The sequence below is a fragment of the Streptomyces sp. NPDC091376 genome, from assembly GCF_044757085.1.
In the GTDB taxonomy this organism is placed as follows: domain Bacteria; phylum Actinomycetota; class Actinomycetes; order Streptomycetales; family Streptomycetaceae; genus Streptomyces; species Streptomyces pratisoli.
The window spans coordinates 144,394-163,712 of sequence record NZ_JBIVUF010000009.1 but is presented as its reverse complement, the minus strand read 5'-3'; the positions used below and the strand labels follow the sequence as shown (position 1 = coordinate 163,712).

The window sequence follows — 19,319 nt, the reverse complement described above, 5'->3', positions numbered from 1 at the left end:
CGCACGTCTCTTGCGGTCATCCCGGTTTCCTCTCTGGGCTATGGGGACGGCGATCAGCGCTGATCCACCGGTGGGGACGACCAAGGCTGTCGCCACGTCGACGCCGGCGGTCATCGCCTCCTGCTGCTTGTCGGCGCGTGCGGCCATCGAGCTGGCGCCGCACCCCTGCTGGGCGCCGGAGACTGTCTTGCGGGCCTCCTCGTGGAGGCAAGAGAGCGCACGCCCCGGCGGCGGGGCCTACCTGCCCCGCCGCGGGGCCTCTACTTGACGGAGGCGGGGGCTCGGCCGGGATGACGGGCTTGTTCTCGCAGCCGAACGTGTTCGCCACCACCTTGGCGGAGTGCAGCAGGTGGGTGTAGAGGACCCGGGTGCTGGTCTCGCCGGTGAGAGTGTCACTCAAGGTGCCCTCGAGCGGGAAGTCGTTCGCCTGCTTCGCGGGCGTGCCGGGGATCTTGCATTTGACGTTCACGGTGTAGGAGATAGTCCCCCAGGGGTTCGTCATGTGTATGAGCTTGACGTCGGAGTTCACCGGAGTCTCTACGTACGTGAAGCCGCCATCGGAAAGATCATCGAGGTCGCGGTCGAATGCGGTGCCGGCGGGCCCGTACTGGATTTCGAGCTCCTTTCCCCGCTTCGTGAAGTCCTTCTTCGACTCGCAGACCTCGGCTTTCTGGAACATGTGGGCCAAGGGGTCCTTGGGGCCCGGTTCCTTGGCCTTGCGGTAGAAGTTCTCGATCTGCTGGTGGAATACCGAACGCGCGGTTTTCAGGTCGTCCTCGACCTTCAGGCGTGCTTTGTCTCCTGTGCGCTCCTTGAGCCACTTCAGCCCGGCATCGCCGAGGAGTTCGTTGCAGGTGGAGTCGTCGGAGGTCGCCTCAGGGGCCTTGTCCTTGTCCTTGTCGGACGTGCAGGCGCTGACGCCCAGGAGGACGACGGTCAGAGCAGCCAGCGTAGTAAGCCTTCTCATGGTCACCAGCCTTAGTTGGGGGAGTTACTGGTGTCGGTGATGTCTCCGCCGTCGTTGTACGCTCCCTGAGCTTTCTGGACCCAGTCGCTGAATTCCCTGTCTGACATCCCGTGCGTCTCTTTGTAGTTGATGAGGGGGACTATCGCGTTTGCTGATCCGTCTGCCTTGGCCTGGTCGATGCTCGCGACCGAATCGTCCCGGTTGTCGAACTCGTTGTCCTTGATCCACTGGAGCGTGTCCGCCGCGACCACGGTATTGGCGGCGCCGCCGATCGTCTCAATGGCGATGGGGACGGCTATCAGCGCTGCGCCACCGGTGGGTACGATCAAGGCTGTCGCCACGCCGACTCCGACGCCAACAGCGGCCCCGGCGGCGAACTTGCGCCACTCACCCTGCTTTTCGATCTCCAGGTTCCGCTGTTCCTTGTCGTCGTGGAACTCCATGCCGATGGCTTCGAGGCGCGCCTCATCCAGCATCCCGTGCATCCTGACGCTCTTCACGCCCGCGTTCATCGCGTCCGCACTGCTGCCGTCGTGTGCGGCCATCGTGCTGGCGCCGTACACCTGCTGGGCGATGGAAACGGTCTCGTAGGCGTCCTTGTCGGATGCGAGGGCGCGCAGGAAGCCCGCGGAGGCCGGTCCTTCGAAGTCACGGAGGCGATTGGCCTCACGGCCGTAGAATCCATCCCTGTCCGTATAGGCTCCCGAATTTCCCCAGTTGTCGAGGGAGTAATTGAGGCTGTCGATATGGCCGGCCGCCATGTTCGCCAGGCTCTTGCGGATGCCGTCCTGCCCATCGATCGTGTCGGACGTCTGGTAGTGGTCGACGACCCGGTCCATGAGGAGGGTGCGAAGGTCTCGCGCAGTCTTGTCCTCTTCGGTCTTCAAGGGCGGGATGGACGGGTCCTCGTCGTACGCGTACCCGAGCGTCGCCGACTCCAGTGCGTGCCCGAGGTTCTCGTACCCCGTGGTCTTGCCGTCGTCATCGGTGGGCCACTTACGGGCGCCTTCGCCGTCCTTGTCGACCAGGTAGTCCCAATTCGACATTTCCTTGTCGCCCTTGCCGGTCGATTCGTCAAAGAACTTCAGTGACGCTTCCGGGTTGTGGCCGAGTGCCTCCATCAGGTTGGCCACCGGGTCGCTGTCCGGCTTGGTTCCGCCGGGCGGGTAGGAAAGTTGGGCCGGGTTGAAGCGGTTCTCCCATACCTGGTCCGGTCCGCCGAGCACGGAATCGTCGAACTTGCGCTCGAACTCGATCACTGACTTGCCGTACTTGCTGAGGAACTCGGTATCCCACTTGCCCTCGGTCATCAACGGGCCGAGCACCTGGAAGCCGTACGGAGCGCTGGGCATGCCGTTCGGGTGCTTGATCTGGTCGTCGCCCAGCGCGATCATCCGGTCCTTCCACTCCTGCATGGCGGGAGTGTCGACGCGGGTGGCGTTGGCGAGGGTGATGCCCAAGTTGTCCTGCACCTTGGCGAGGAGCTTCGCGCGGTCGCTGTCCGGGTCCGGGGTGTGTCCCCGGCCGGGGTCGGCGAGGCTGCGCCAGAACGTGAGGGTGCCCTCCGGGCCCAGCTTGGTCGTGAAACGCTCCGCGAAGGCGGGGTTGTCGCGGTGGTACCCGGCGACCTGGTTGAAGCGCTTCAACTCGGCGTCGGTCAGCGCGTCGCCCTTGGAGGCGAGGCGCATCATCGCGTCCGCGTCCTCGATGCCCTGCTGCCGGTCCGCGTCGTTCAGGTCCTTGAAGCCCTTTTCGTCGAAGTCGTACTTGCTCTCGGCGTGCTTACGCAGCGCACGAGCGGCGATCCGGTCGGTCTCGTTGGCCGCCGCCATGATCCGGTCGATGTCGCGCTGTGCCGCGTCGAGCTCTTCCTGGGTCGGTGGCGGCGGCGCGCCCTCCACTTCCCGGGGCGGTCCGGCGTACTGGGCGTTTCCATTGGAGTTGATGTAGATGTTCTTCTTGGCCCAGGTGTCGACAGCGGTGCGAAGGTCTTCCTTGTGCTTCTTCAGCTCCGCGTGGGCACCGTGGAGAATGCTGTGAATACTGCGAGCCTCGGTGACCATGTCGTCGAACTGACGCGCCGTTGTCGTGGTGAACTTCCTGGTGACGGTGGCGCTGTCACCCTTCCAGTCGGCCGCGTTGGCCTTCTTCTCGAGATCGGCGGCGTTTACCCCGCCGTCCCCTCCATCGGCCAGGATGACCAGCTTGTTGAGCATCTGCTGCCATTGCGTGACGGCGGTGTTCAGCTTGCTGAGGTTGAGATCGTGCAATTCCTGGTAGGTCACCATGAGTTCGTTCCCCGTTGCCTTGGTACGGCTGCAATCCGCGTCTGCTGTCGAGTCACTTGATCTGGTCGTAGATACGCGACTGGGTCATCGGTGTGCCGTCCAACGCGTTCATGCCGAGCACGATCTTCTGCTCCGTTTTCCTGTGCGTGGAGCGTGAATAGTCGAGGCCGTTCGAGATGTGTCCGCAGGCCTCCTTGAGCGTGGCCAGCTTGGTGTTCCACGCGTCATGCACTTGGAGGAGGCCGGCTCCCATGTCGAGGCCTCCGTTGAAAAGGTCGTTGGAGGCTTCGAAGGTGGCTACGCGGGCGTGGTCGCCGTCCTTCGACAACTGGTCCCTGAGCGAGCGCGCCATGTCGCCCAGCTTGCCCAGTACATCGTCGTGGACGACCAGGTCCGTGCCCCCGCTGCCCGTTCCGGTCGGTCCGCTGCCCTCAGCCGGAAGCTGGTTCAGCCTCATCTGCTCCGAGTCGTTCCGGCTTGCGACCGCGGCCTTGGCCTGCTCCCACTCATCCCATGCCATTGACTTCCCCCGTTGTCGTCTGAGCTGTCTCGCCATTCCACCGTAGTCGGCGGTGACAGGCGCATGACCGATTGCGCATGGTGAGTGATCAGAACTTCACGAAGGCCTCACGTCACCGGCGTTCAGCCCGTGGCGTCCTCGCGTGCGGGCTCGTGGATCACCGGGAACCTGCGCGGCGCGAGGAACACCAGCACCAGCAGGGCCAGGCCGGCCGCCGCCGCCGATCCGACGAAGACGTGGTCGACCGCCGACGCCACCGCGCGGCGCAGGCCGTCCGACGGCGTGCCGTCCGCCAGGGCGTGGGAGATCGAGTCCAGGTCGCCCGAGCCGCCGAGCCGGGCGGCGAGGACCGCGTTCGCGAGCGCTCCGAAGAGTGCCGCGCCGACGCTCTGGCCGACCTGGCGGCAGAAGAGCACCGACGCGGTCGTCGTGCCGCGCTCGGCCCAGGGCACGGTCGACTGGACGCCGATGATCAGCGGCAGTTGGAAGAACCCGAGGGCCGCGCCGAGCAGCAGCATCAGCAGCGCGGGCTGCCAGGGCTCGCCCGGATACGGGAGCAGCGGAAAGGCGAGCAGGATCAGCAGGGCCGCGCCGATGCCCGTGATCGATGTGTTGCGGAAGCCGATGCGGTTGTAGAGGCGGTTGGAGTACGCCGCGCTGACCGGCCAGCTCAGCGTCATCACGGACAGCACGAACCCGGCGGCGATCGGGCCGAGTCCGAGGACCGACTGGGCGTACGTGGGCAGGAAGACCGTGGGGGCGATCATCAGCAGTCCGAGCGCGCCCAGGGCGAGGTTCACCGAGGCGATCGTGCGGCGGCGCCACACCCAGCCGGGGATGATCGGTTCCGCCGCCCGGCGCTCGATGAGTACGGTCACGGCCGCGGCGGCCGCGCTTGCCGCGAAGAGCCCGAGCGAGGGCGCGGAGAGCCAGGGCCAGGCCACCCCGCCCTGGACGAGCGCGGTGAGCAGCAGCGTCCCGGTGAGGAAGATCGCGAGGGCTCCCGGCCAGTCGATCCTCGGGCGCGGACCCCGCTTCCGTACCGGTTCCACGAGATGACGGCCGATCAGCCAGAGCGCGACGGCGCCGACCGGGAGGTTGACTAGGAAGATCCAGCGCCAGTCGGCGTACGCGGCGATCAGACCGCCAGCCGCCGGTCCCGCGACCGCCGACACCGCCCACACCGTGGACAGCCTCGACACGATCCTGGGCCGCTCCTTGAGCGGGTACAGATCGGCGGCGATCGTCTGGATCGTGCCCTGGAGCGCCCCGCCGCCCAGGCCCTGGACGACGCGGAAGGCGATGAGCGAGGCCATGTTCCAGGCGGCCGCGCACAGCAGCGAACCGGCCAGGAAGAGCACGATGCCGACGATCAGGACGGGCTTGCGGCCGAAGGTGTCGGAGAGCTTTCCGTACACGGGGAGCGTGACGGTGACGGCGAGCAGATAGCCGGAGAAGAGCCAGGAGAAGACGGAGAAGCCGCCCAGGTCGCCGACGATCTGGGGAACCGCGGTCGAGACGATCGTGCCGTCGAGCGCGGCCAGCGCCATGCCGAGCATCAGCGCGGCGACCACCGGCCCCCGGCGGCGGGTCGTCCCGGCGGGCGCCGTGTTTGTACGGTCCGTACCGCCGTTGCCGGTACCGCGCGCATGGGGCCTGTCCATGCCCGCGCTGGTTGGCGTGCCCGCGCTCGTCGGGACACTCGCGCTCGTCGGCGTGCCTGCGCTCCTCGGGATGCCCGCGCTCCTCGGCGTGCTCGCGCGGCCGGTGTTGTCGCCCGCGCGGTTCGTGCCGGCACCGCTGCCGGGCCCGATCTCCGCGCCCGCGTCCGGGCCCGCTCCGTTCGCGCCCGTCCGGTCCTTGCCCGCGCCGCCCGCGCTCATCGAGATCCCTTCCCTATGCACGTATCTCCGCGGGACACAGCCTCTCACCTTCGGCTCCGGGTGAGGCGGGTTTGCGTGTTCAGGGGCAGGAATCCCCCGGGGGCCGGGGACCCCTAGGGGGACCTCCTTACTTCCGGTTCCTTCCGGCCAGGGACCGTTCGTCCCCCTGGAGGACGAGAGGGCCACGAGCCCGTCCTTACCGTGTACTTACGACGGCGCCCGGACGGCCGGACCGCCGAGGGGTGGGGAAAACCCCCGCCCAGGACTGCGCCGTGCACCAGCGCGGCGGGACCGCTTCTCCCCGCAGACTCGTACCGCACGCGGCGCGGTCAACGCCGCCAATTCACCGACATAGGAGACTTACCGTGACAACGGCTGTGACCATCCCCAGGCACGGGGACACTGGAGGGCGTACGGCCGTCGCCGCGCGAGCGCGACAGGTCGTGAAGGCGTACGGGTCCGGCGAGACGCGGGTCGTCGCGCTCGACCACGTCGACGTGGACATCATGCGGGGGCAGTTCACCGCGATCATGGGCCCGTCGGGCTCCGGCAAGTCCACGCTGATGCACTGCCTCGCCGGACTCGACACCGTCACCTCGGGCGAGATCCACCTCGACGACACCGAGATCACCCGGCTCAAGGACAAGAAGCTCACCCAGTTGCGCCGGGACCGGATCGGCTTCATCTTCCAGGCGTTCAACCTGCTGCCGACCCTCAACGCCATCGAGAACATCACGCTGCCGATGGACATCGCGGGCCGCAAGCCGGACGCCGCATGGCTCAACCGGGTCGTGGAGACCGTCGGCCTCGCGGACCGGCTGAGGCACCGGCCCACCCAGCTCTCCGGCGGTCAGCAGCAGCGTGTCGCCGTGGCCCGCGCCCTCGCCGCCCGCCCCGAGATCATCTTCGGGGACGAGCCGACCGGAAACCTCGACTCCCGGGCCGGCGCCGAGGTGCTGGGCTTCCTGCGCAGGTCCGTCGACGAACTCGGCCAGACCATCGTCATGGTCACCCATGACCCCGTCGCCGCCTCCTACGCCGACCGTGTGCTCTACCTCGCCGACGGCCGGATCGTCGACGAGATGTTCAACCCCACCGCAGACCAGGTCCTGGACCGCATGAAGGACTTCGACGCCCGGGGGCGGACGTCGTGACCGTACTCAAGACCTCGCTGCGCAACTTCTTCGCGCACAAGGGACGCATGGCGCTGTCCGCCATCGCCGTCCTGCTGTCGGTGGCGTTCGTGTCCGGCACGCTCGTGTTCACCGACACGATGAACACCACCTTCGACAAGCTGTTCGCGGCGACCTCGGCCGATGTCACCGTCAGCCCCAAGAGCGCCGAGGGCGACGACGAGACGCCGCAGAACGGCAGGCCCGAGACCCTGCCCGCCTCCCTCCTGTCGAAGGTGGAGAAGGCGCAGGGCGTGAAGTCCGCCGAGGGCGGGGTCGTCTCCATGAGCGTGACCGTCGTCGACGCCGGCAACAAGAACATGGGTTCCAGCAACGGCGCCCCGACAATCGCCGGCAGCTGGACCCAGGGCGATCTGCGCACCATGGAGATCACCTCCGGGCACGCCCCGCGCGGCCCCACTGACGTGATGGTCGACGCGGACACCGCCGAGAAGCACAAGCTCGAGATCGGTGACGAGCTGCGCACCATCGCCGTCACCGGCGACTTCACGGCGAAGATCTCCGGCATCGCCTCCTTCAAGGTCACCAACCCGGGCGCGGCCGTCGTCTACTTCGACACGGCCACCGCCCAGCGTGAACTCCTCGGCAGGACAGGAGAGTTCACCCACATCGCCGTGACCGCCGCCACCGGCGTCAGTGACGAGCAGCTGAAGAGGAACGTGGCCGCGGTCGCCGAGGGCCCGTACAAGCTCCAGACGCAGGCCGAGGCGGCGGACGCGGGCCGCGAGGACGTCGGCGGCTTCCTCGACGTCATGAAGTACGCGATGCTCGGCTTCGCCGGGATCGCCGTCCTCGTCGGCATCTTCCTCATCGTCAACACCTTCTCGATGCTGGTCGCCCAGCGCACTCGCGAGATCGGTCTGATGCGGGCCATCGGATCGAGCCGCAAGCAGGTCAACCGTTCGGTGCTCATCGAGGCCCTGCTGCTCGGCATCATCGGGTCCATCGCCGGTGTCGCCGCCGGGGTCGGCCTCGCGATCGGGCTGATGGAGCTCATGTCGTCGATGGGCATGAACCTCTCCACCCAGGACCTGACCGTGAAGTGGACGACCCCCGCCGTCGGGCTCCTCCTCGGTGTCGTCGTCACCGTCCTCGCCGCGTACATCCCGGCCCGGCGGGCCGGGAAGGTCTCCCCGATGGCCGCGCTGCGGGACGCCGGCACCCCGGCCGACGGCAAGGCGGGTCTGGTACGCGGCATCCTCGGCGTGGTCCTCACCGGCGCCGGAGGCGCGGGGCTGTGGCTCGCGACGCGGGCGGACCAGGCCACCGAGGGCTCGATGTGGCTCGGCATCGGTGTCGTCCTCAGCCTCATCGGCTTCATCGTCATCGGCCCGCTGCTGGCAGGCGGCGTGGTCCGGGTCATCGGCGCGGTCGTCCTGCGGGTCTTCGGCCCGGTCGGACGGATGGCCGAACGCAACGCGCTGCGCAATCCGCGCCGCACCGGCGCCACCGGGGCCGCGCTGATGATCGGCCTCGCGCTCGTCGCCTGTCTGTCCGTCGTCGGCTCGTCCATGGTCGCCTCGGCGACGGAGGAGCTCGACAAGTCCGTCGGCGCGGACTTTATCGTCCAGAGCACCAACGGCCCGATCATGCCGCAGGCCCAGAAGGCCCTGGAGAAGACGCCCGGCATCGCCCATGTCACCGAGTACAAGGGCGTCAAGGCGAAGATCACCGCACCGGACGGCACCTCCTCGCAGGACAACTGGCTCGTCGCCGCGGACCCGACGTACGCGCAGGACCTGCGGCGCGAGACGGTCGCCGGAGACCTGAAGGCGGCGTACGGCAAGGACGCCATGTCCGTCGGCGACGACTACGCCCGCAAGCACGGCGTCGAGGTCGGCGACACGATGACCGTCGCGTTCACGAACGGTGACACCGCGAAGCTCAGGGTCGCGGCGATCACCTCGGACGACACGAACGTCGACAAGGGCGCGATGTACATGGCCATCACCACGGCCGAGCGCTACTTCACGCCCGAGCGGATGCCCAAGAACATCATGATGTTCGCCGAGGCGAAGGAGGGCGAGGAGAAGGCGGCCTACGCGGCCCTCAAGGACGCCCTGGCGGCGTACCCGCAGTACCGGGTGCTGGACCAGACCGACTTCAAGCAGGATCTGAAGGACCAGGTCGGCCAGTTGCTGAACATCGTCTACGGTCTGCTCGCGCTCGCCATCATCGTGGCGGTCCTCGGAGTCGTGAACACCCTGGCCCTGTCGGTGGTCGAACGGACCCGGGAGATCGGCCTCATGCGCGCCATCGGCCTCTCCCGCCGCCAGCTGCGCCGCATGATCCGCCTGGAATCGGTGGTCATCGCCCTCTTCGGCGCCCTGCTCGGCCTCGGCCTGGGCATGGGCTGGGGCACCGCGGCCCAGAAGCTGCTGGCCCTGGAGGGCCTCGGCGTGCTGGAGATCCCGTGGCCGACGATCCTGTACGTCTTCGTCGGGTCGGCGTTCGTGGGACTGTTCGCGGCGCTGGTCCCCGCCTTCCGGGCGGGCCGGATGAACGTACTGAACGCCATCGCCACGGAGTAGCCGGAGCAGCCGGAGTGGACGGGGTAGTTCCGTAGGATGGGGCTCCGGCCCGGTGAGCGTCCTCCACGCTCACCGGGCCGGAGCCGTTGTACGTCCTGCCTCCCGCCCGCTCAGCCTCCCGCCGCCCGCTTCAGCCGCCGCCGGGGGTGGGGGATGCCGTGGGAAGGCCGGTCGGCGTTCCGGTCGGCGTGGCGGTGGGAGTCCCGGACGGTGGCCCGGTGGGGGAACCGCTCGGTGGCGTGGTGGCGGAAGCCGTCGGCGGCGCGGTCGGGGGGACGGTCGACGGCGCGTTCGGGGAAGCGGTCGGCGGCGGGGTCGGCGTGGGGGAGACGCTCGGTTCGCCCGGGGACGGGCGCACCGACGGCGACGGGGACTTCCCGTTGCCCGAGTCGGCGGGCGTCGGCGGTGCGGCCGGTGCCGTCGGGCCCTGCGCGGTCAGCTGCACCGCGGCCACCGTGGCGCCGCCCGTCAGCAGGCACACCGCGCACGCCGCCGCCACCGCGACCCTGCGGGCCCTGCGGCGCGCGCCCAGCGCCGACACCCGCTCGGCCGGGGCGGGCGCGGCCAGGGCTCCGCCCGCCGCCGCCGCCCGCTTGAGCGCCGCCGCCAGCGGGGCTTCCTGCTCGTCGAAGTCAGACACCGTGCTCCTCCGGCATGATCGAGCCGACCGCGTCGGCCGAGTCGTCGAGATGGGGTGCGAGTGCGGCCCTCGCGCGGAACAGATGCGACTTGACGGTCCCGGCGGCCATGCCGGTCTCCGCCGCCACCTGCGCCACGGACAGATCGCACACGTAGTGCAGGACGGCCACGCGCCGCTGCCGCTCGGACAGCTGCCGCAGCGCCGCGACCAGCGCGACCGTGCCGGGGTCCGGCTCGGGCGCGACCGGTGCCCGGCCCTCCCGGTGATGCCGTCGCCAGGCCTCCGCGGCCCGGCCCCGGCGCCGCCACCGGCTGACCGCGAGCCGCCACGCGACCGTCCGTATCCAGGCCTCCGGCCCGGCGTCGCGCCGCAGCCCCGAGCGCCGGCTCCAGGCCCGTACGAACGCCTCCTGGACGACGTCCTGAGCCTCGTGGAGGTCCCCGGTCATCAGGTACACCTGCCCGACCAGCTGTTTCACACCGGAGCCGTAGAACTCCTCGAACTCCTCGTCGGTCACGTGCGGCTCCGTAGTGCTGGTCGGTGGTGAGATCTCACGGGGTATACGCCCGGGGCCGGGGACCGGTTTACCCGCGCACCGGAAATCCCGGCGGTTTACCCTGGAGATCCCCGGCCCGCCCCTGGTCCTCGACCAGGGGGACCTCAGACGCGTCGGGCCTTTCGCGTTGCCCACCTCCCCGGGATGGACCCTTCATGAGCCTGCACGGTCTGCTCGACGTCGTCGTCAAGGACCCCGCCCTCGTCGAAGCGGTGAAGGCCGCAGGCGACGGTCACCGGCCCCACGTCGACCTGGTCGGACCGCCCGCCGCGCGGCCCTTCGCGGTGGCCGCGCTGGCGCGCGAGGCGGGCCGGCCGGTGCTGGCCGTGACGGCGACCGGGCGGGAGGCCGAGGACCTCGCCGCGGCGCTGCGTTCGCTGCTCGACCCCGACACGGTCGCCGAGTACCCGTCGTGGGAGACCCTGCCGCACGAGCGGCTCTCCCCCCGTTCCGACACCGTGGGCCGGCGGCTCGCGGTGCTGCGCCGGCTCGCCCACCCCAGCACGGACGACCCGGCCGCGGGGCCGGTGAGCGTCGTCGTCGCTCCCGTACGTTCGGTGCTGCAGCCGCAGGTCAAGGGGCTCGGCGATCTGGAACCGGTGGCCCTGCGCACCGGCCGGACCGCCGACCTGGAAGAGATCGTGGCCGGGCTCGCGGCCGCCGCGTACTCGCGGGTGGAGCTGGTGGAGAAGCGCGGCGAGTTCGCCGTGCGCGGCGGCATCCTCGACGTCTTCCCGCCGACCGAGGAGCATCCGCTCCGGATCGAGTTCTGGGGCGACGACGTCGAGGAGATCCGCTACTTCAAGGTGGCCGACCAGCGCTCGCTGGAGGTCGCCGAGCACGGCCTGTGGGCGCCGCCGTGCCGTGAGCTGCTGCTGACCGACGACGTACGGCAGCGGGCCGCCGCGCTCGCCGAGGCCCACCCGGAACTGGGCGAACTGCTCGGCAAGATCGCGGAGGGCATCGCCGTCGAAGGCATGGAGTCGCTGGCTCCGGTCCTCGTCGACGACATGGAGCTGCTGCTCGACGTCCTGCCCGCGGGCTCGATGACCGTGGTGTGCGACCCGGAGCGGGTGCGGACCAGGGCCGCGGATCTGGTGGCGACCTCCCAGGAGTTCCTGCACGCGTCCTGGGCGGCGACCGCCGGTGGCGGTGAGGCGCCGATCGACGTCGGCGCGGCCTCGCTGTGGGGCATCGCCGATGTCCGCGACCGGGCGCGTGAGCTCGGGATGATGTGGTGGTCGGTGTCGCCGTTCGCCGCCGACGAAGCCCTGACATCTGGCGCTGACGCAGCGGGCGACTCTGACACCCTGAAGCTCGGGATGCACGCCCCGGATACCTACCGCGGCGACACGGCCCGTGCCCTCGCCGACACCAAGGGCTGGCTCGCCGACGGCTGGCGCACGGTGTACGTGACGGAGGCGCACGGCCCCGCTGCCCGTACCGTCGAGGTCCTCGGAGGTGAGGGCATCGCCGCCCGCCTCGAAGCCGACCTCAGGGCGATCTCCCCGTCCGTCGTCCATGTCGCGACGGGCTCCATCGACTACGGCTTCGTCGACCCGGGCCTCAAGGTCGCCGTGCTGACGGAGACCGATCTGTCCGGCCAGAAGGCCGCCGGCAAGGACGGCACGCGGATGCCGACGCGCCGCCGAAAGCAGATCGACCCGCTGACCCTGGAGGTCGGCGACTACATCGTCCACGAGCAGCACGGCGTCGGCCGCTACCTCGAGATGGTGCAGCGCACCGTGCAGGGCGCGACCCGCGAGTACCTGCTCGTCGAGTACGCGCCGGCCAAGCGCGGCCAGCCCGGCGACCGGCTCTACATCCCGACCGACCAGCTGGAGCAGGTCACCAAGTACGTCGGCGGCGAGGCCCCAACGCTGCACCGGCTCGGCGGCGCGGACTGGACGAAGACCAAGGCGCGCGCGAAGAAGGCCGTCAAGGAGATCGCCGCCGACCTGATCAAGCTGTACAGCGCGCGGATGGCGGCGCCCGGCCACACCTTCGGCCCGGACACCCCGTGGCAGCGGGAGCTGGAGGACGCCTTCCCGTACGTGGAGACGCCCGACCAGCTCTCCACCATCGCCGAGGTGAAGGAGGACATGGAGAAGTCGGTCCCGATGGACCGGCTGATCTGCGGTGACGTCGGCTACGGAAAGACGGAGATCGCCGTAAGGGCCGCGTTCAAGGCCGTGCAGGACGGCAAGCAGGTCGCCGTCCTCGTGCCGACGACGCTGCTGGTGCAGCAGCACTTCGGGACGTTCTCCGAGCGGTACTCCCAGTTCCCCGTCGTGACCCGGGCCCTGTCCCGTTTCCAGTCGGACACCGAGGCGAAGGCGACCCTGGAGGGGCTGCGGGAGGGCTCGGTCGACGTCGTCATCGGCACGCACCGGCTCTTCTCCTCCGAGACCAAGTTCAAGGACCTCGGCCTCGTCATCGTCGACGAGGAGCAGCGGTTCGGCGTCGAGCACAAGGAACAGCTGAAGAAGCTGCGCGCGAACGTCGACGTCCTGACGATGTCCGCGACCCCGATCCCGAGGACCCTGGAGATGGCGGTCACCGGCATCCGCGAGATGTCGACGATCACCACCCCGCCGGAGGAGCGCCACCCGGTCCTGACGTTCGTCGGCCCGTACGAGGAGAGGCAGATCGGGGCCGCCATCCGCCGTGAGCTGCTCCGCGAGGGCCAGGTCTTCTACATCCACAACCGGGTCGAGTCGATCGACAGGGCGGCGGCCCGGCTGCGGGACATCGTCCCGGAGGCGCGTATCGCCACCGCCCACGGCCAGATGAGCGAGAGCGCCCTGGAGCAGGTCGTCGTCGACTTCTGGGAGAAGAAGTTCGACGTGCTCGTCTCGACGACGATCGTCGAGTCGGGCATCGACATCTCCAACGCGAACACCCTGATCGTGGAGCGCGGCGACAACTTCGGTCTCTCGCAGCTGCACCAGCTGCGCGGCCGGGTCGGCCGTGGCCGGGAGCGCGGCTACGCCTACTTCCTCTACCCGCCGGAGAAGCCGCTGACGGAGACCGCCCACGAGCGGCTCGCGACGATCGCCCAGCACACCGAGATGGGCGCGGGCATGTACGTGGCGATGAAGGACCTGGAGATCCGCGGCGCGGGCAACCTCCTCGGCGGTGAGCAGTCCGGTCATATCGCGGGCGTCGGCTTCGACCTGTACGTCCGCATGGTCGGTGAGGCGGTCGCCGACTACCGGGCCTCGCTCGAGGGCGGTGTCGAGGAGGAGCCGCCGCTGGAGGTCAAGATCGAGCTCCCGGTCGACGCGCACGTCCCGCACGACTACGCGCCGGGCGAGCGGCTGCGTCTCCAGGCGTACCGGGCCATCGCCTCGGCCAACTCGGAGGAGGACATCAAGGCCGTACGCGAGGAGCTGACGGACCGTTACGGCAAGCTGCCGGAGCCGGTGGAGAACCTGCTGCTCGTGGCCGGACTGCGAATGTTCGCACGGGCGTGCGGCGTCGGCGAGATCGTCCTCCAGGGCCCGAACATCCGCTTCGCGCCGGTGGAGCTGCGTGAGTCGCAGGAGCTGCGGCTGAAGCGGCTGTATCCGCGTACGGTCGTCAAGCCGGCGGTCCATCAGATCCTGGTGCCGCGGCCGACGACGGGGAAGATCGGCGGAAAGCCGGTCGTGGGGCGGGAACTGCTGGCGTGGACGGGTGAGTTCCTGACGTCGATCCTGGGGTCGTAGCCCCGCGAAGCGACGAGGGCCGGCCGCCTTCCCGGGACCACCGGGAGGCGGCCGGCCCTCGTGCGTGCCGGGGTTCCCGGCAGGTCGCGGGCCGGCTGCCGCACGGGCTCGGAAGGCCGCTCGGCGCAGGGCCCGGGCGAGGGCGGCGGGGGCGCGCGCCGGTCCCCGCGGAGGGGCGCACGGGCGCCCCCGGGCCTTCGTTTCGTGTGCGCCGTTCGGGCCACTGCCCGGCCGTTGCTCGTCCGTACGGATCAGGCCGGGGAGCCGATGGCGGCCGGACGTGTTCGGCTTGGCTCGCCAGGGCTGTGTCCAGCGTGGCCGGCCGTACTGCCCAGCAGTGAGGAGTCCCTGATGTCTCGTCAGCACGTTCCGGCCGTCATCGGTCTCGTGGCGAGCGCTCTGGTCACGGTCCCCGTCGCTGCCGCCGTCGGTGCCACGCCCCCGCCCGCGCCACCGGGGCCCGCCGCGCCCGCCGCGCCGTCCCCACCGCCTCAGGCGCAGAAGCCCGCTCCTCCGGCGACGAAGGTCCCTCCGGCTCCACCGGCCTCACCGGCCTCACCGGCACCGAAGGCTCCTGTGGCCCCGAAGGCTCCCGCGGCATCCAACGCTCCCGCGGCACCGAAGGCTCCCGCGGCTCGGCCGAAGACGCCCCCTCCCACCGCTCCGGCCGCCAAGCCTCCGGTTCCTTCGGCCGTCGCGGTCCCTGCCGCCCCCGCCGCGCCGCCGCCGAAGCCCGGCACCGGCGAGGTGCCCTGTTCCGTCCCGCACCTCGTCTCCGCGATCAGCGCGGCGAACCGCAAGGCGGGCGCCGAAACACTCCGGCTGACGCCCGGCTGTGTGTACCGGCTGACGGCGGGAGCGAACCCCTTCCACCCCGTCAACGGGCTGCCGGTGATCACCGACGAGCTGACGATCGACGGGCGCGGCGCGACGATCACCCGCGTCGCCTCCGCCCCCAGGTTCCGCGTTCTGCTCGTGGGGACGACGGGCATGCTGACGCTGCACTCGACGACGATCAGCGGCGGCAGCGCCACGGACTGCCCGGCCTACCCGGACGTCCCCGGCATGGTGTGCGGCGGCGGCATCTCCAACCTCGGCTCGATGGTCCTGACGCGCAGCAAGGTGACCGCCAACCGGGCCGAGTCGAAGCTGTACGCGCAGGGCGGCGGCATCGACAGCCCGGGCAACGCCACCGTGCGCAGCTCGGTGGTCAGCGGCAACACCGTCGCCTACAAGGGGTCCGAGAACGGTGGCGCCGCCGCGGGCGGCGGGATCGCGAACGACGGTCCGCTGACGGTCGAGGGCGCCCAGGTGATCAACAACATGGCGTGGGTGAGGGAGAACACCGAGAGCTTCGCGTTCGGTTCCGGTCTCGCGGGCCTGGCGCAGACGACGGTCAAGAACTCCGTCGTCAGGGGCAACCGCTCGCTGGCCCCGGGCGGATTCGCCCGTGCCGCGCTCACCAACGGTGCCTCGCCGGAGCTCGGCCGGATGACCGTCACCGGGAGCTTCGTCCAGGGCAATCTCGCCGACGCGCCGAACGGTGTCGCCCAGGGCGGCGGCATCACCAACAACACCCTCATGACCGTCAGCAACACGCATGTCAGCGGCAACAGGGTCGCGGCGCGGGGCGGCACCGCGCGCGGCGGCGGCATCCGGCTGGGGCCGAAGGCCGTTCTGGAGCTGTCCCGCAGCTCCGTCGTCGGCAACGTCGTCAGCGCGCCGGAAGGCACCGCGCAGGGCGGCGGTCTCGACAACCCGGACGGCGGCAGGCTGACGGGTACGCGGTCCCGGATCCTCCGCAACAGCGTGAGCGCGCCGGACGGTACGGCGCTGGGCGGCGGTCTCTATCACGCGACCGGTACGACCACGCTGGACCGGACCGTCGTCAGCGGTACCCGCGCCATCGACGGCGGCGGCATCTTCAAGCGCTCCGGCACGGTCACGCTCACCGACACGCAGGTCGTGTTCAACACCCCGAACAACTGCCGTCCTTCGGAGTCCGTGCCCGGCTGCGTCGGCTGAGGCATCGGCTGAAGGTCAGCTGAGGGGTCGGCTGAGGCATCGGCCGTACGGAATCTGGTCATTGACAAGTTCGGTGGACGGGAGCAATCTGGTCACTGTCAAGATGGACGCCGGCAGGGTCACGGGGAGAGGGAACGTCATGGCTGACGAGAACGGGCGCGTGCGGCAGATGTGGCACCTCCTGGAGCCGCTGCACGCCGTCCTCTACTACGCACCCGAGGTCTTCCGGGAGGCCGGAGCGCTCGGTTACGACACGGGCGAGCGCTGGCCCAGCTACTTCGCCTGGCGCGCCGCACCGCTCGGCGCACCCGGTGCGCCCGAGGTGACCACGGCCTTCCACAGCTTCGCCCCGCGCGTGGTCGCGGAGCACGTCCCGGCCGCCTGGGACGTCGCCGCGCCGGACGCGGTGCTCGCGGCCAGGACGCGCGGCATCGACCGTGCCTACCGCGCCCTCCTCGACAGCGAGACGGTGGCCGGTGCCGACCTGGCCGAGGCCGCCGCGCTCGCCCGTCGCGCCGCGGAGGCCGCCGACACCGACGGCCGCCCGCTCGCCGCGGCCAACGCCGCCCTGCCCTGGCCCGAGGAGCCGCACCTCGTGCTGTGGCACGCGGCGACGATCCTGCGCGAGCACCGGGGCGACGGACATGTCTCCGCCCTGGCCGCCGCGGGGCTCGACCCCGTCGAATCCCTCGTGTCGTTCGCCGCGATCGGCGCGGCGCCTGCCGAGGTCTTCGCCAGTAGGGGCTGGGGCCCCGAGGAGTGGGCGGCCGCCGGTGAACGGCTCGTCGCACGCGGACTGCTGGCCGCCGACGGCACCGCGACCGACGAGGGCCGTGCGCTGCGCGCCGGGATCGAGCGCCGTACGGACGAACTGGCCGCCTCCCCCTGGCGGGGCCTCGGCCCCACCGGCACCACCCGCCTCGCCGAACTCCTCGGGCCCCTCTGGGTCGCGGTCCTCGGCTCGGGGCTTCTGCCGCGCGAGACGACCCTGGGCATCGGCAAGGTCTGACGATGTATCGGCGGTGAACGTTCCCGGACGTGAGGTTCGGCGCAGGGCCGTGTTCCCTAGGATCCTTGCGTGCCCGACTCCATACGTACGCCGCGCCGCTCCCTGACCGTCATCGCTCTCGCCGCCGCGCTCCTCGCCGGCTGCACTCCCGGCTCCGACGGAGGCCGCGACGACCGCTCCGAAGGAGGCGCGCCCGGTGCGTCGGCCGGCCGCGCCGCCAGTCCGCTCGAGAACCCGGACGGTGTGAAGCCCGGCCTGGCGCCCGTGACCGAGGACGCGGACCGTGCCACGGCCCGGAAGCTCGTCGAGGAGCTGTCCACGAAGGGCCGCGGGCCCAGGACGGGCTACGACCGGGACGAGTTCGGCTACGCCTGGATGGACACGGCCGACGGGGTGCCGCTTGCGAGGAATGGTTGTGACACGCGGAACGACTTGTTGAAGCTCCATGGGAGGCAGGTGCAGTTCCGTTCAGGTTCCGACTGCGTGGTCGTTGCGATGGACCTGTACGACCCGTACACGGGCAAGGACATCGCCTGGAAGAAGGCGAAGGCCACCGAGGTGCAGATAGACCACGTGGTTCCGCTCTCCTACAGCTGGCAGATGGGCGCCGCCCGATGGCCGGAGAGCAAGCGCAAGCAACTGGCGAACGATGTACTCAATTTGCTTCCTGTCGAAGGGCGCGCCAACTCGGCGAAACGGGATTCGGGGCCCGCGTCCTGGTTGCCGCCGAACAAGGAGATCAGGTGCGCGTACGCGGTCCGCTTCGCCCAGGTCGCCCTCAAGTACGACCTGCCGGTGACCGACGCGGACAAGCGCACGATGCTCAAGCAGTGCGGTGGCCGGGGCTAGGAGACCCGCACGGACGGCACCGGCTCTGCACGCGGGCGCCGGGACGGCCCCCGGGAGCGATGGTGTCTCCTCGCGGGATGTACCGTACGGCCACCCGTCACTTGTGTACGTGCGCGCGCCGTCCGCACACACATTCCCCGAGAGGTAGCCGAATCGTGAAGCCCGACGTCGCCGCCGTCAGTGCGGCTCAGCCGGCGAAGGGGGCCGTGCCCGGACCGATCCCGAGGGTCCTGCTGGCGGCCGTGCCGGTCCTGAGCCTCGGGATGCTGGGCGCGGTTCCTTCGTACGTCATCGCCGCCCGGCGCGGCACGCGTGCCGACTGGGCCGCCGTGGCCGTCTTCACCGCCGCCACCGTCGGCTGGCTGCTGCAGGCCGCGTTCACCCCGGTGGACACCCACGGCTGGCAGTTCGCCGCCGACTGCGTGCTGCTGGGCCTTTCGACGGCCGGCGCCGCGCTCCACTGTCTGCTGGTCGGATCGCCGGCGGGAGGGTCCCGGTGAAGACCCGGCGTACCTGGCGTGTCACCGCGAAGACTCCCCGTTCGGGTGCCGGGGCGCGGCTCGGCACCGGGCTGGCCGCCGTGGCGGGCTCCCTGCGTGGCCGTGCGGGCTGGGCGGTGGGCAGCGCCGCCGTCGTCGTGCTGGGGCTGGCCGGCGTCTGGCTGTTCGTCGGCGGTGAGGAGTCCGGCCCGCCCGACCCGAGGGCGCGTCAGTACGAGGACTTCGACGCCTGCTTGCTGACGGGGGAGAAGGGCATCGTGGCAAACACGCCCGCGGCGCCGGTGTGGGAGGGCATGCAGCAGGCTTCGCTCGACACCCGGGCCCGGGTCAACTACGTCCCGGTCGTGGGACCGCAGTCGGCGGCCAACGTCCGCCCGTTCTTCAACAGCCTGATCCAGCGACAGTGCGATGTCGTCCTGGCGGTCGGCGGTCCTCAGGTGAAGGTCACCGAAGCCGACGCGAAGAAGTACCCGAAGGTGCGCTTCGTCGTGGTCGGCGGAGCGTCGGACGCGCATGCGCGCACGAGCCCGAACGTCACCGTGGCGACGTCGGGCGACGGGCTCAAGTCGTCGGTGGCCGAGGCGATCAGACAGGCCGTCAAAGCGTCCGATTCGTAGCATTCAAGTAACGAGTTCCCCGCGTTCGGTA

14 protein-coding genes are annotated in these 19,319 nt (G+C 70.3%); 8 read left to right on the top strand and 6 right to left on the bottom strand.

The features are described 5' to 3' along the window. Positions 1–16: 16 nt before the first annotated feature. From ACIQMR_RS21035 to ACIQMR_RS21020, 4 genes are all read right to left on the bottom strand, one after another. Positions 17–967: a hypothetical protein gene (locus tag ACIQMR_RS21035; protein WP_401389251.1), complete on the bottom strand. Its 951-nt coding sequence runs from the start codon at positions 965–967 to the stop codon at positions 17–19. An 11-nt stretch (positions 968–978) separates the two neighbouring features. Next, positions 979–3,255 carry a hypothetical protein gene (locus ACIQMR_RS21030; protein WP_401389248.1) on the bottom strand — a complete coding sequence of 759 codons (2,277 nt, stop codon included), beginning with the start codon at positions 3,253–3,255 and terminating at the stop codon, positions 979–981. Between the two features lie 52 nt (positions 3,256–3,307). Then, positions 3,308–3,775 (bottom strand): hypothetical protein, encoded by a 468-nt coding sequence (locus ACIQMR_RS21025; protein WP_401389245.1) that lies wholly within the window; start codon positions 3,773–3,775, stop codon positions 3,308–3,310. Positions 3,776–3,897: 122 nt separating this feature from the next. Beyond that, positions 3,898–5,439, bottom strand: a complete 1,542-nt coding sequence (locus ACIQMR_RS21020; RefSeq protein WP_401389590.1) for an MFS transporter — start codon at positions 5,437–5,439, stop codon at positions 3,898–3,900. A 584-nt stretch (positions 5,440–6,023) separates the two neighbouring features. Between ACIQMR_RS21020 and ACIQMR_RS21015 the strand changes: the two genes are divergently transcribed. Both ACIQMR_RS21015 and ACIQMR_RS21010 read left to right on the top strand, forming a co-directional pair. Further along, complete coding sequence (locus ACIQMR_RS21015) at positions 6,024–6,812, top strand: ABC transporter ATP-binding protein (RefSeq protein ID WP_401389242.1); 789 nt, start codon at positions 6,024–6,026, stop codon at positions 6,810–6,812. Next, the gene (locus ACIQMR_RS21010; RefSeq protein WP_401389239.1) at positions 6,809–9,382 is read left to right on the top strand and encodes an ABC transporter permease; all 2,574 of its coding nucleotides are present in this window, start codon (positions 6,809–6,811) and stop codon (positions 9,380–9,382) included. Before ACIQMR_RS21015 ends, ACIQMR_RS21010 begins: the two co-directional genes overlap by 4 nt. 130 nt (positions 9,383–9,512) lie before the next feature. On the opposite strand, the gene ACIQMR_RS21005 is transcribed toward ACIQMR_RS21010, so the two are convergent. Next, positions 9,513–10,022: a hypothetical protein gene (locus ACIQMR_RS21005; protein WP_401389236.1), complete on the bottom strand. Its 510-nt coding sequence runs from the start codon at positions 10,020–10,022 to the stop codon at positions 9,513–9,515. Beyond that, positions 10,015–10,539 (bottom strand): SigE family RNA polymerase sigma factor, encoded by a 525-nt coding sequence (locus ACIQMR_RS21000; protein WP_358668784.1) that lies wholly within the window; start codon positions 10,537–10,539, stop codon positions 10,015–10,017. The genes ACIQMR_RS21005 and ACIQMR_RS21000 overlap by 8 nt, the downstream gene beginning before the upstream one ends. Before the next feature lie 194 nt (positions 10,540–10,733). On the opposite strand from ACIQMR_RS21000, the gene mfd reads away from it, so the two are divergent. The 6 genes from mfd to ACIQMR_RS20970 all read left to right on the top strand — a co-directional run bounded on the left by mfd (position 10,734) and on the right by ACIQMR_RS20970 (position 19,288). Then, a complete protein-coding gene (gene mfd, locus ACIQMR_RS20995; protein WP_401389232.1) occupies positions 10,734–14,288 on the top strand; it encodes a transcription-repair coupling factor in 3,555 nt (1,184 codons plus the stop codon). Positions 14,289–14,639: 351 nt separating this feature from the next. Further along, positions 14,640–16,313 carry a hypothetical protein gene (locus tag ACIQMR_RS20990; RefSeq protein WP_401389229.1) on the top strand — a complete coding sequence of 558 codons (1,674 nt, stop codon included), beginning with the start codon at positions 14,640–14,642 and terminating at the stop codon, positions 16,311–16,313. A 139-nt stretch (positions 16,314–16,452) separates the two neighbouring features. After that, on the top strand, positions 16,453–17,322 hold the full coding sequence (locus ACIQMR_RS20985; protein WP_401389226.1) for a hypothetical protein: 870 nt from the start codon (positions 16,453–16,455) through the stop codon (positions 17,320–17,322). Positions 17,323–17,391: 69 nt separating this feature from the next. Then, positions 17,392–18,171 (top strand): HNH endonuclease family protein, encoded by a 780-nt coding sequence (locus ACIQMR_RS20980; RefSeq protein WP_401389223.1) that lies wholly within the window; start codon positions 17,392–17,394, stop codon positions 18,169–18,171. 155 nt (positions 18,172–18,326) lie between these two features. Next, positions 18,327–18,671 carry a hypothetical protein gene (locus ACIQMR_RS20975; protein WP_401389220.1) on the top strand — a complete coding sequence of 115 codons (345 nt, stop codon included), beginning with the start codon at positions 18,327–18,329 and terminating at the stop codon, positions 18,669–18,671. Then, the gene (locus ACIQMR_RS20970; RefSeq protein ID WP_401389217.1) at positions 18,668–19,288 is read left to right on the top strand and encodes a BMP family ABC transporter substrate-binding protein; all 621 of its coding nucleotides are present in this window, start codon (positions 18,668–18,670) and stop codon (positions 19,286–19,288) included. The genes ACIQMR_RS20975 and ACIQMR_RS20970 overlap by 4 nt, the downstream gene beginning before the upstream one ends. Positions 19,289–19,319 lie beyond the last annotated feature (31 nt).

What these genes read in the sequence shown, in the direction of transcription:
- ACIQMR_RS21020 (WP_401389590.1), bottom strand. Translation starts at nt 5,439, where the DNA reads ATGGACAGGCCCCATGCGCGCGGTACCGGCAACGGCGGTACGGACCGT.
- ACIQMR_RS20990 (WP_401389229.1), top strand. Translation starts at nt 14,640, where the DNA reads ATGTCTCGTCAGCACGTTCCGGCCGTCATCGGTCTCGTGGCGAGCGCT.
- ACIQMR_RS21035 (WP_401389251.1), bottom strand. Translation starts at nt 967, where the DNA reads ATGAGAAGGCTTACTACGCTGGCTGCTCTGACCGTCGTCCTCCTGGGC.
- ACIQMR_RS21030 (WP_401389248.1), bottom strand. Translation starts at nt 3,255, where the DNA reads ATGGTGACCTACCAGGAATTGCACGATCTCAACCTCAGCAAGCTGAAC.
- ACIQMR_RS20985 (WP_401389226.1), top strand. Translation starts at nt 16,453, where the DNA reads ATGGCTGACGAGAACGGGCGCGTGCGGCAGATGTGGCACCTCCTGGAG.
- ACIQMR_RS21025 (WP_401389245.1), bottom strand. Translation starts at nt 3,775, where the DNA reads ATGGCATGGGATGAGTGGGAGCAGGCCAAGGCCGCGGTCGCAAGCCGG.
- mfd (WP_401389232.1), top strand. Translation starts at nt 10,734, where the DNA reads ATGAGCCTGCACGGTCTGCTCGACGTCGTCGTCAAGGACCCCGCCCTC.